Below are 11,301 nucleotides of genomic sequence, written 5' to 3' on the forward strand. Positions count from 1 at the left end.
TCCCTTTAATTTTTCAAGTTCAGAAAAAGGATACGCCTTGGCCTGTTTGTTTATCTCAATGCCTATGACCATTTCTTTAGGATGGAACCTATCGTCCTCTTGGTTTACGGGAAAATAGGTGCGTGAAGAGGTGTCATAACCGGGATAGGGATTCCTTGAGTAATCTCTAATAAACCCGGTATTTTCAGACAAAACGAGCGAATTAGGGTGATTTTGTTTCCAATTATCCCAAGTGGTGTTTGCAGTATTCAAAATTTCTAATTCCGTTCCAAGCATCGATCCGGATACAGCTTCATATTTTAGTTGAGACCACAGGGATTCTGTTTGCCTGTCATAAAGCAGGACATCACTGTTATATAATAAGCCTGAAACACCAAAAGTGAGGGTTTTACCATTCACTTTTGCGTCAAAAGCAATACCGCTCCCACATAGCGGGCAATAGGTTACTACAACCTTTTTACCATTAAAGTTATCATTGACCACTTCATGATAATTGAGGATGGCAATGGGATATGCTTTGGCAATTCCCTTTTCATAAACCCCTAAAACCCTATCATTTTTAGATAAAGAAGCTTCAGAAGCCTTTAAAAATATTGGGTTATCTATAGACGGGATACCATCTTTTGGAGGCCCTCCATCTTTAATTTCTGAAAGCGGGATACTTGTGTTGGAGAGATCAAAGCCTTTTTTCTCTTGCGCATAAAAGGACTGTAAAGTCATACAAGCTGCTAATAAAAAAAGTGTTGTTTTCATCTGTTTGTAATATTTGTTTTTTATCGGTCAGATGTAATGTCCATATAATCATTTTCGGCTTCGTCGCCTGAATCCGCCTATTGGCGGAGCAAGGCGGTTGGTATGGCAATTTTGCTTATGGACATTTCATAATAAAGATATTTCAGGTTCGATACATTTACAAAACGGACTGTTGTTTTGGGCAAATTCATAGCCCTGTTGCCACCATAATTTCATTATGTGTGGCTGGAATATTAAGGAGTTTTTGGTTAGCATTTCGGGGGGGTGATAAAAGTTCAGGTGAACCTTGGTATGCAGGCTTTTAAGTTTTCCTATCAAAATGTCATCTGTAATTATTTGATTTAGCATAAAATCAAAGGTTCTTGTTGTTAACTCCAGTGCATTTTTAACGGGGTTTTTCTTTATACTGGGTTTTTCTGTTTTTAAAACTATAACATCAATAGTAGTTGCTCCGCGATTAATTGCTTCGGCAATTGGCACAACGTTTCCCATTCCGCCATCAGCATATTCAAACCCATTTTTTTCCATGAGGCTCATAAAGGGTACCATATTAGCGGATGCCCACACCCAATCACAAAAATCGTGATATTCAAAGTCTTTTAGTCTTTTATATTCCACTTGATTACAACTTATATTTGAAACAGTGACTACAACTTCAGAAGTACTTTCTTTCATTCTTTTATAATCTTCTGTGGTAACTATATCACAAATCAATTTTCTAAGATTCTTGCTTTCGCCAAAGGTTTTAATTCCTTTGATAAACATTCTAAGAATATTAAAATGGTTAATTTTAATAATCAACTCCCCGTTTGCTTCTTTAATTATAAAAGGATTGCTGCTAAAAATATCTTTCTGTTCTACTGTTGTATAAATAGCTTTTAACCGATCAATTGCATTAATGGACAGTAAGGGAACAAGAAGACTTCCAGTAGATGTACCTAGAAACAACTCATATTTCTGTCCACAATCTTTTATTAAAAATTCTGCTATACCACCGGCAAATGCACCCTTACTACCACCTCCTGAAATAACCAAAGCTCGCATAGTTTAACTATTTTAGTTTATATAAATTAGCCTCTGCTGAGCCTGAGATTAGGCAGCTTGTGGTTTAACAAAATAAGCTACAACAATTCCAAAAATGATATGGCCAATCAAACTTCCCATTATAAGCATGACCATACTTCCTTCAGGCATTGGCATATTTGGCAACATCATTCCCATTACTTGCATTCCAATTTGGGCAATAATAAAAGCTAAAACACCAAATACAACTCCTTTTAATAGGGTGCTGCTTATTTTTGTCAAAAAACCAATAATAATATAAGCATAGATCAATGCGAAAATAATTCCTATCATAAAATGGAAAACCCACCCTATTGCTATACCGGTTCCCATGGTGGTAGCCAGCATTTGCGGTGGATTCATTTCAGGCATTCCCATTTGGGCGCCAAGCATCATGATAATGGTCATTACAATGGTGGCGACAATGCCACCCGTTAGGGCTTGATTCAATTTGTTGTTCATAATTAAAGATTTATTGGTTAGAGAAAAAAAGGAAAGCCGGGTCAACGACTTTCCTTGTTAAGGTTAATTCAATTTATGACCTGCAAAAGCTTCATCAACTTCTGTATGAAATATGTGGTTTGAATAATTACTGATTGTTTTTACGGCCTGGGCAAGAATAATTGCCAAAATGTGTTTTTCTGAGTATCCGGCATCCAAAAATCTTTTGGCTTCTTCAGGAGAAGGATTCCCTCTGCTTTCATTCATAATTTTGGTAAACTCGTGTAGTGCTTTTAATTTTTCATCAGGCACATCATTTCCATTGCGGATTGCTTTAGTAACCTCATGAGGGGTTTTTGACATATTATCAGCTATAAAACTATGTGCAGCTGTGCAATATCCACAAGAGTTGTCAATGCTTATGGTAAGAAAGACCACTTCTTGTTCTGCAGGGGTAAAGCCACTGTCTTTTCTAATATAATTATAGCCGGTATCATAAGTATCCTGAAGCCCGGGCAAGTTCACCATATTATTATACATATTGGGGATCATTCCCATACCTTTTTTGGCTCTTTCAAGGATTTCTTTTTGTTGCTCGTTGGCATTTTCCAATTCTACCGGTTTTAAACCGATTTTGTATGTTTGGTTTGACATAATTTAAATTTTTTTAAGATTAAACATTAATTATAAAGTACTTTTTTTAAGGCTTGAAACCTTAATATACAAATAGCGCCATTTGATAATAGATTACATATATTCCAGCCAATAGTATAAGGACAGCGGTAATCTTTTCCATATATGGCAGTATTTTTCTAAGGTTTTTTAGCAGAAAATCCTTGGCAAAAACGGCCAGGAGTATGGTAAGGATCATCATTCCACTGATTCCGGCAAAATAAGCCAGAATATAGGAGCTGCCTTCCCAAACTGTTTCTGCGGCCATGGCCTGTGTTGCTACTATTAAAAACAATGGGAACAGGCATCCCAGCGCACCAATTGCATAACCAACACCAAATACAAAAGCCTCAACAGACTCTGTCTTTGGGCTTGAATTTTGCATATTCAAAGAAAAGGAAATGCTCTTTCCCAGTAACATCAAAATTCCAAGGATAATCAATAAGGTTCCCATTCCAATTGTAATCCATTTCATATACTCTTTCAAAAACTGAGCTGCGACTATTATCGTTGCCCCGGCCAAACTATAGATTAAAAGGATTCCCAATATGCTAAGCGAAGCCAACTTAAAACCCCTGCCCAACCGTGCAGCCATGTTAGAACGGTTATGGGGATTTCTCGAAATAAAGGCGAGAATGTAACCGGGCAACAAGGCCACGGCACAGGGAGCTAAAAACGCCAATACACCCTGCAAAAATGAGAATCCTATAAAATCCATTTAGTTTAGCAATTGCTCAAAGAGATTGCGGTATTCTTCAGCATTTAGTACTGTTTTGTCTTTCTGAAAGGCTACATAACCCTCTTTATTAACACCCACTGTAGTAGCCTGGCTGTTTACGTCAAAATCCAGCATCACTTGTGGTGTGCCTTCAACCAATGGAAAATTAAGGTTCCTTTCTTCTGCCAATTTTGAAATTGTTTCCTCATCATCTGTAGGGTCTATACTTATCGCCACAAAGTTCACCCTGTCCTTATAATCAGGATATACTTCATTGAGGGCTTTCCAGTTTTGGGCACACATGGAACACCAGGAAGCCATAAAATAGATCATCGTGGGCTTGTTATCTGCCCGTGACTGTTTCATGCTTATGGTTTGGTCATCAATAGTAGTGACTTCAAATTCAGGCGCTTTTTTAAAATTCGCGTTTTTATTTACATCTGCCTCGTTTAGGGTTGAATCTTTTTTATCAGGAGATTCAGTGTTGCCAAAATTACAGGCGGTAAATAGGAATAATGCCATTAATGAAAGCAAGCTTAATTTGATTTGTTTGAACATAATAAATTAGTTTTAAATATTTAATCTGCGAGAAACTATTTCCCCTCTATTGTATTTATTTTTGGAAAATCATTACTTATTTCCACACTTAACTTTAAAAATAAAGTGCCTTTGACTTGTAACAAGCACTTTTTTAAGTAGTAACCAAAAAATAGCTGCCTGAAGCAGGGCAAGTTTATTATTTTCGGTTTAGTTCCATAAAAATAGTAACGTCGGCAGTATCACCTACTACCATATCTGATGCCCAGTTACCAACCCCCACTTTATAATCTGAACGTTTTATCTTGGTGTTGAATTCCAGACCAAGTATTTTGGTTCCTTTCATCATAGGGTGCTCCATTTCACCTTTGTACTCAAAAGGGATGCTTATTTTTTTGGTGGTTTCCTTGATGGTGAGTTCGCCATTAACCACATAATTATTTCCTGATTTTTTCTGGATACTGGTAGATTCAAATTTGATAACAGGATATTTGGAAGCATTGAAGAAATCTTCAGACCTCAGGTGGTTATCCCTCTTTTCATTATTGGTGAATATGCTATTGACAGGAATGGTAAAGGTAAATTTGCTTCCATTGAGATTATTGGGGTCAAAATAAAAAGTACCGTCAAATTCTTGAAAGCTTCCATTTACGGTTGAAAAGAAGTGGGAGATATAAAAATTGACCGATGTATGGTCTTTGTCCAACATCCACTTATCTGCATTTTGAGCTTGAGTGTTTGGCATCCCAAAGGCCATGCCTAAAATAATTGCTAAAGTTGTGATTTTTGTTTTCATAATTTATTTGTTTTGAGTTATACATCTATTTATACCTTGATGATTAAAAAATCACCCGTAAACTTCAATTTTTTTATTTTTAATTTGTTCAATGCATTTGTATTTCTGATTCTGGGCATTGTGTTTACTGGTGTAGCCGTAGTTTTTCTGAATTACTTTTATAGGAGTCGATTTGAAATATATGTCATTGATAAGTTGGTTGCAATGATTAGAAACCTTTCCGAGTAAGAACATTAATTTTTCAAAACTTGATTTTTCTTCCTCGATATATAGGTTTATATCTTCATAAAAATCATTAGAATAATTTTCTTTAAGCCCTGAAAACTCTTTTTTATCACGGGTTTTTTTATACCAAAGGTTTTTAGCAATAGCCATTAAGTAGGTTTTTAATTTTGCGGTAAGCATAAAATTATCATCCTCCAGCTTTTTAAATAAAATGATAGCACTTTCCTGAAAGAGATCTTGTGCATCAGATTTGTTGCCGTTGTTTCTCACTACAAACCGCTCAACTGTAAAATAGTACTCAGTATAGATTTTATTAAATACTGTTTCATAATTTGAAGCACCAAACTCTTCATTTACAGCATTTTTTAAAATAGAATTCATAGTTGAGAAATTAAATTTTTGTTCAGTTATTATTTAGACGAGAAAATATTAGAAACTTTCAATAGTTTCCAATATTTAACGTGGTTTTAAGTTTAGTATTTGGTTTTGGGTACTGAAGGCTGGCTACCGTATTTGAATTTCCGTTGCCATAGGCTTTGTTGAGGCGATCAACAATTCGCAATAGCGGTTTATCTTTGAAGTTAATTTCTCCAAAGAGGAAGCGTTGTTTTAGTTTTATTTAAGGTTGAGAACCCTTGGGTTATTTGTGGTTTTAGTCAGGTTTTTAATAGACTTGAGGCATTATCACTAAGGATTAATGAGGCAAGCAGGAGATAATGCTTTAGGAGTTTGATGCAGTATCTTCCAGTTTTTCTTTCATTTTTGATTTTTGTTCAGTTGTCAAACAATGCACTTCACCTGAATTGATAAGACCGGTGAGTCTTTTGCTTTTAATTTCATAATAATGGCAAAGTTTACAATACAAAACGTGAATTTTATAGGAAAGTTTTTCCCAAAAAGTGGCTTCACCATATTGTGCCTTATCAATGTGGTGTGCAGCTTCTTCACAGCTTATGAATAATTTATTTTTCATTTTTTAATTTTTAAACCAGTCGTCATTTAAACATTGCATCAATTGAACCCTGGCGCGGTGAATAATCACCCAAAGATTTGACGGATTAATGTTGTGTTCCTTACAAATGGATTTGGTTTCCATTCCTAAAATGGTTTTTTGTTTGAAAACTTCTGCTTGTTTTACCGGAAGCTTTTCCAGGCATATTTCTATGGCAAGACCAAGCTCTTTATTTTCAAGATGAGACTCGGCATTCATTGTTTCAGTATCTTCAACTTGTTCTTCCAGCCAGTCACCTTCCTGAACTTCAGTATTACTATATTCCATCCGCACTTCTGCTTGTCCTTTTTTGGACTTGTTTTTCCGGTATTGGTCAATAATTTTTCTTTTTAGAATAGAAATCAGCCAGGTTCGTTCTGTGGCTTCACCCTTGAAATTATTCATAGACTTTAAGGCGGCAACAAAGGTTTCCTGAACCAGTTCTTCAGCGATATATGTATCATTAACACGTGTTATAGCATAATTGAATAGGTAATCGGCATAGCGATCTACCCATTGAGCGGCATTTATTTTGTGCTTTAGTGACTTCACGGCTCTTTTTTTTTGTAAATGTAGAATTTTCAAATGATTTTTTATGGGCTTGACGTAATAATATATACCATTATGATACTTAGTTAAAGACTTTTTATTGTTATTGATACATATTATTAGACTTGCCAATATGCTTGTTTTAAAACTATTGAAATCCTTGTAGTACTTTTTTTTTATTTAATGATTTTTTTTAAGTTTTGTACGCTTTTTATAATGTTGTCAATGACTAAATTTTCTGTGTTTAAAACCTGAAATATAATTTAAAACTAAATAAAAGTAAGTTTAATAAAAAAACATTGACTAATTCCTAATCACATCATTATCTATTAATTGTCATTACGACCCGCAAAAGGTGGAGATTGAAACTACACCATTAACAAACAACTATAAAAAGGGTTGAGCTATTTAGACACCACATACGACGTATACAAAGAAGCAGCACTTACTCCCGATGTGGGCTTATGCTGCACCACCAATCCCATCTTGGAATTACCGGGACTGAAAATCCCAAAAATCGTGCAGGAAATAAACTACGGTTGCGGAAGTACCGTTCTTTCCCGCGATCTTTCCAACAATCCAAAAATGCTCTATGTGGGAGTTGGCGGTGGTATGGAATTGCTGCAATTCGCCTATTTCAACCTTCATAAAGGCGGTGTTGTGGGGTCGATATGGTGGATGAAATACTGGAAGCCTCCCGCAAAAACTTTATCGAAGCCGAAGCGCAAAACCCCTGGTTCAAAAGTGACTTTGTCGAACTTAAAAAAGGAGATGTACTTAACCTTCCGGTGGAGGACAACTCCATTGATGTGGCTGCACAAAACTGCCTGTTCAATATCTTTAAATCCGAAGATCTAAAAAAAGCCATAGAAGAAATGTACCGTGTATTAAAACCCCACGGCAAACTGGTCATGAGCGACCCCACTTGTGAGCAACCCATTAACGAAACCCTGCACAATGACGACCGTTTACGAGCTTTGTGCTTAAGCGGAAGTTTACCCATTGCTAAGTATATAAAAGCACTTACCGATGCCGGTTTTGGAACCATAGAAATACGCGCCAGAAAACCGTATCGCATCCTCGACCCAAAACACTACCCTACTGACGAACTGATATATATAGAGTCGATAGAAGTCGCGGCCATTAAAGACCCTACGCCCGCAGACGGCCCGTGTATTTTTACCGGTAAAGCTGCCATTTACTATGGAGATGAACCTTTTCTGGATGACAAAAAAGACATATCCTCTTAAAAATTCAGCCGTTGGCTATTTGTGATAAAACCGCCGGAGCTTTGGTAGACCTGGGACGGGATGATATTTTTTTCAGTGAATCCACCTTCCATTATGACGGTGGCGGTTGTTGTTAAATCCATAGATTATGATTCTTATCCTGCTCTTTGTCGCAGCCTGTTTTTTTAGCCTATACCAATGGTGTCAATGATAATTTCAAAGGAGTGGCAACACTCTTTGGAAGTAATACCACCAATTACAAAAAGGCGATTACCTGGGCTACAATCACAACATTTGCAGGTCCTGTGGCATCTATATTTATAGCGAGCGCATTAATCAAGAATTTTTCAGGAAACGGACTCGTTCCGGAGGAATTGGCACAGATGCCTGTTTTTGCGATTTCGGTGGCAATGGGAGCGGCATTGACGGTTTTTCTGGCTACTAAAATTGGGATGCCCATTTCCACAACTCACGGTTTGGTGGGCGCTCTTTTTGGCACAGGATTAATGGCTGTCGGCATGGACTTCAATTTTTCAAAATTAGGGGCTTCCTTTTTATTTCCATTATTAGTCAGTCCTCTTTTGGCTGCCGTTTTGAGTTTTATTGCTTATTTGATGTTTCGGTTTATCAGGGAGAAAACAGGTGTTTCCAAAAGCAGTTGTGTTTGTGTAAATGAAATAGAAGGAAGCTCTGTTCAGTTGCAAGCAAACGCTTTTGTGGCTGATAAAACTTCCCGCATAGAACTTGTTAGGTGCAAAAAAGAGCGGTTTACTGAAAAATATGATGGTGAAATTCTTGGGGTTTCCATACAAAAAGTAATGGATACCCTCCACTTTGTAAGTGCCGGAGTTGTAAGCTTTGCACGCGGACTCAACGACACTCCAAAAATTGTGGGTTTACTTTTGGTTATCAATGCGTTTGACATTCAATGGGGCATGCTCTCCATAGGTATTGCTATGGCTGTTGGGGGCCTGCTCAATGCCAAAAAAGTGGGGTTGACCATGAGCAAAAAAATCACGCCAATAAGTTAGGGACAAGGGTTAAGTGCCAATCTCATTACCGGCTTATTAGTGACATCATCCAGTGTTCACGGCTTACCCGTTTCTACAACCCACGTGTCGGTTGGTTCCATTTTCGGAATTGGATCAGTCACTAAGAAGGCAGATGTCAAAATGGTTTCAAAAATAGTTTTGTCCTGGGTATTGACCTTGCCCATCGCTGCATTTTTTGGTGCTTTGGTTTATTTAGTTTTAAAATTTTTGAATATCTAAATCACTGTTGTCCGGTAAAAAAAATATCGTCCCTAAGGGACTTATAAAAATTTTGTAATGTATTTATTACCAATATTTTGTCCCTATCGGGACTAAAGCCCCAGAGGGGCTATATATTGGTAATCAAAAGCAACCCTTACATAAAACAAAGTCCGCCAATCGGCGGACGGAATATGTTAATATGATAATGGTTTATATGAATTCAATTATTTTGCCGGACAGCAGTGTATCTAAATAATGAAAAAACTAATTCTTACTACATTTTTAATCCCAATTTTTGTTTTAGCACTGTTTGCTTTTACAACAAAAGGCTGCACGCTTTTATCTGCCACAGGTTATACAAGCTGAGGACTCCCAATACCTGAAGTTCCTGAGAAATTGATTTCCACCACAACAAACTCATCTTTCAATCTAGATCACAATGCTTGGACTAATTTACTAAATAAACACGCGGTCAAAGAGGGAAATGTATATTATAAAGAATTTTAAAATGATCGACAAGCACTCACAGCTTAACTAAACTATCTTTCTGAAAACAAACCAAACAAGAAATGGTCTGTACAGGAATTATTGGCTTATTACATCAATTTTTACAATGCCGGATCAATTTTGCCAATGCCAATTATGAATATTTGTTGAGGGTTAAAGTTTTAGATTATTACAGAGGAGGAGTGTAATACTACCAAGAGTTAGTAACAACAGTTAAGAATTTTGAGTCAATAGATAAAAGAAAAAATCATACTAAAATTAAGACAATGGCTCTTACAAACCAATCAATAAACTAAGGGAATCGCAGCTAGGAATAAATATTGTAAGCCAATTATTTATATTTTAGCTTTTATATGCGTATTGTAAAGCCTCGGCAAACAATTTCTTTGCTAAACCTGCAACTATTCATAAATACCTTTTTAGTAATGTGTTAATTTAAGTAATCATTTACGTATAGTAATTCATACTCGGGTGAAGCTTCAAAGAATATGTTTAGTATATTCATGTGTCCTGCCCCATAGATTACCAAAATTCTGTCTTCAGGTGTAGCATCTATACGCTGGATATTTCTAAATATTTTTAAGTTTCTATTAAACCACCAACCTGTGACAAAATCGGGACCGAATTGTTTGTGATCTTTTATCTCATATTTAAAGATTCCTCTTCCTCCGCAACCTTTAAATGCTCCAAATGCAATAGCCTGAAGCATTTAAAGGTTGTATTGGATTCCTCGTTGGGATCAACGCAGTTAGTCCCACAAAGTCTAAAAGTATCATTGAAATCCACAAGGATATAAAAATATGAGAACTTAAGCCCGGAATTCCAAAAAATCCTAGCGCTTTATCACTTTAAAAAACTGCCGGTTATTTTGGTTTTCAACTGAAATAAAATACAAGCCGGAAGGAAAACCATCCAAACACAATTTATTATTTTCAGCGTTTACTTCAAACCTTTGGCCCGTGGAACTATAAACGGTTACAGTACTGATTGGCTCATAATAATTGTGAATGTTGAAACAACAGTCAGTTACCGTAGGGTAAACAAAAACAGGTTCGGTAGTGTGGGTTTCTGTGAACAATACATCCCAACGATCTTCAGCATCCGGACCATTCCAAATCATTGTAGCCAGATAAGGATTGTCTATAAAAGGATTTCTATTTCCTTGTTCAATTTCTATGTGATTGTTGCGTTGAATTTCAAAATCAGAAACAGGATCTTGGACGTTCCAAATTAGAAAAATATCAGGCATATCACCCAATGGCGCATAATTGGTTGAGCCTGCACCCACAGTAGTGGCAGCACATTGGGTGGGATACCTCATATACATATACATCATCATTCGGGCTACATCGCCTCTCCATTCATCTCCGGGATAAAAGTTACCAGAAGCGGTAATGTAAGACGCTGCTCCTGTTCCGGCCTCAAAAGGCCTGTTGCTTCTTATGGTGTTTCGCTGACTGTCTGCCGGACGTAAAGCGTGTATATCAGCCCCGGCATTTGAGGTACCCAGATTTGGCGTACCCAACGATCTTCAGCATCCGGACCATTCCAAATCATTGTAGCCAGAT

12 protein-coding genes and 2 pseudogenes are annotated in these 11,301 nt (G+C 36.8%); 2 read left to right on the top strand and 12 right to left on the bottom strand.

Annotated elements, in window-relative coordinates; all coding sequences use genetic code 11:
* The 10 genes from AC6F75_RS01090 to AC6F75_RS01135 form a co-directional block, all read right to left on the bottom strand.
* The coding region (locus AC6F75_RS01090; protein ID WP_500713078.1) for a DUF3179 domain-containing (seleno)protein at positions 1 to 753 on the bottom strand (753 nt) is incomplete at its 3' end.
* Positions 754 to 879: 126 nt separating this feature from the next.
* Positions 880 to 1,797: a patatin-like phospholipase family protein gene (locus AC6F75_RS01095; protein WP_500713079.1), complete on the bottom strand. Its 918-nt coding sequence runs from the start codon at positions 1,795 to 1,797 to the stop codon at positions 880 to 882.
* 48 nt (positions 1,798 to 1,845) lie between these two features.
* The gene (locus AC6F75_RS01100) at positions 1,846 to 2,277 is read right to left on the bottom strand and encodes a DUF6789 family protein (protein WP_500713080.1); all 432 of its coding nucleotides are present in this window, start codon (positions 2,275 to 2,277) and stop codon (positions 1,846 to 1,848) included.
* Between the two features lie 63 nt (positions 2,278 to 2,340).
* Positions 2,341 to 2,910, bottom strand: a complete 570-nt coding sequence (locus AC6F75_RS01105; protein ID WP_500713081.1) for a carboxymuconolactone decarboxylase family protein — start codon at positions 2,908 to 2,910, stop codon at positions 2,341 to 2,343.
* A gap of 61 nt (positions 2,911 to 2,971) precedes the next feature.
* Positions 2,972 to 3,646 (bottom strand): cytochrome c biogenesis CcdA family protein, encoded by a 675-nt coding sequence (locus tag AC6F75_RS01110; protein ID WP_500713082.1) that lies wholly within the window; start codon positions 3,644 to 3,646, stop codon positions 2,972 to 2,974.
* Positions 3,647 to 4,204: a redoxin domain-containing protein gene (locus tag AC6F75_RS01115; RefSeq protein WP_500713083.1), complete on the bottom strand. Its 558-nt coding sequence runs from the start codon at positions 4,202 to 4,204 to the stop codon at positions 3,647 to 3,649.
* Positions 4,205 to 4,382: 178 nt separating this feature from the next.
* The gene (locus AC6F75_RS01120) at positions 4,383 to 4,979 is read right to left on the bottom strand and encodes a YceI family protein (protein WP_500713084.1); all 597 of its coding nucleotides are present in this window, start codon (positions 4,977 to 4,979) and stop codon (positions 4,383 to 4,385) included.
* Between the two features lie 51 nt (positions 4,980 to 5,030).
* Positions 5,031 to 5,585: a sigma factor gene (locus AC6F75_RS01125; protein ID WP_500713085.1), complete on the bottom strand. Its 555-nt coding sequence runs from the start codon at positions 5,583 to 5,585 to the stop codon at positions 5,031 to 5,033.
* A 340-nt stretch (positions 5,586 to 5,925) separates the two neighbouring features.
* Positions 5,926 to 6,177: a hypothetical protein gene (locus AC6F75_RS01130; RefSeq protein WP_500713086.1), complete on the bottom strand. Its 252-nt coding sequence runs from the start codon at positions 6,175 to 6,177 to the stop codon at positions 5,926 to 5,928.
* Positions 6,178 to 6,180: 3 nt separating this feature from the next.
* Entirely contained in the window at positions 6,181 to 6,747 is a 567-nt protein-coding gene (locus AC6F75_RS01135) for a sigma-70 family RNA polymerase sigma factor (RefSeq protein ID WP_500713087.1), read from the bottom strand.
* A 396-nt stretch (positions 6,748 to 7,143) separates the two neighbouring features.
* On the opposite strand from AC6F75_RS01135, the pseudogene arsM reads away from it, so the two are divergent.
* Both arsM and AC6F75_RS01145 read left to right on the top strand, forming a co-directional pair.
* Positions 7,144 to 8,110: pseudogene (gene arsM / locus AC6F75_RS01140) on the top strand (arsenosugar biosynthesis arsenite methyltransferase ArsM).
* 87 nt (positions 8,111 to 8,197) lie between these two features.
* Positions 8,198 to 9,244, top strand: a pseudogene (locus tag AC6F75_RS01145) (inorganic phosphate transporter).
* Between the two features lie 919 nt (positions 9,245 to 10,163).
* On the opposite strand, the gene AC6F75_RS01150 reads toward AC6F75_RS01145, so the two are convergent.
* Positions 10,164 to 10,442, bottom strand: a complete 279-nt coding sequence (locus tag AC6F75_RS01150; RefSeq protein ID WP_500713088.1) for a DUF5694 domain-containing protein — start codon at positions 10,440 to 10,442, stop codon at positions 10,164 to 10,166.
* A gap of 123 nt (positions 10,443 to 10,565) precedes the next feature.
* On the bottom strand, positions 10,566 to 11,258 hold the full coding sequence (locus AC6F75_RS01155) for an endonuclease (protein ID WP_500713089.1): 693 nt from the start codon (positions 11,256 to 11,258) through the stop codon (positions 10,566 to 10,568).
* Positions 11,259 to 11,301 lie beyond the last annotated feature (43 nt).

Source organism: Planktosalinus sp. (assembly GCF_059864935.1).

What these genes read in the sequence shown, in the direction of transcription:
- AC6F75_RS01125 (WP_500713085.1), bottom strand. Translation starts at nt 5,585, where the DNA reads ATGAATTCTATTTTAAAAAATGCTGTAAATGAAGAGTTTGGTGCTTCA.
- AC6F75_RS01120 (WP_500713084.1), bottom strand. Translation starts at nt 4,979, where the DNA reads ATGAAAACAAAAATCACAACTTTAGCAATTATTTTAGGCATGGCCTTT.
- AC6F75_RS01110 (WP_500713082.1), bottom strand. Translation starts at nt 3,646, where the DNA reads ATGGATTTTATAGGATTCTCATTTTTGCAGGGTGTATTGGCGTTTTTA.
- AC6F75_RS01105 (WP_500713081.1), bottom strand. Translation starts at nt 2,910, where the DNA reads ATGTCAAACCAAACATACAAAATCGGTTTAAAACCGGTAGAATTGGAA.
- AC6F75_RS01150 (WP_500713088.1), bottom strand. Translation starts at nt 10,442, where the DNA reads ATGCTTCAGGCTATTGCATTTGGAGCATTTAAAGGTTGCGGAGGAAGA.
- AC6F75_RS01115 (WP_500713083.1), bottom strand. Translation starts at nt 4,204, where the DNA reads ATGTTCAAACAAATCAAATTAAGCTTGCTTTCATTAATGGCATTATTC.
- AC6F75_RS01100 (WP_500713080.1), bottom strand. Translation starts at nt 2,277, where the DNA reads ATGAACAACAAATTGAATCAAGCCCTAACGGGTGGCATTGTCGCCACC.
- AC6F75_RS01095 (WP_500713079.1), bottom strand. Translation starts at nt 1,797, where the DNA reads ATGCGAGCTTTGGTTATTTCAGGAGGTGGTAGTAAGGGTGCATTTGCC.
- AC6F75_RS01130 (WP_500713086.1), bottom strand. Translation starts at nt 6,177, where the DNA reads ATGAAAAATAAATTATTCATAAGCTGTGAAGAAGCTGCACACCACATT.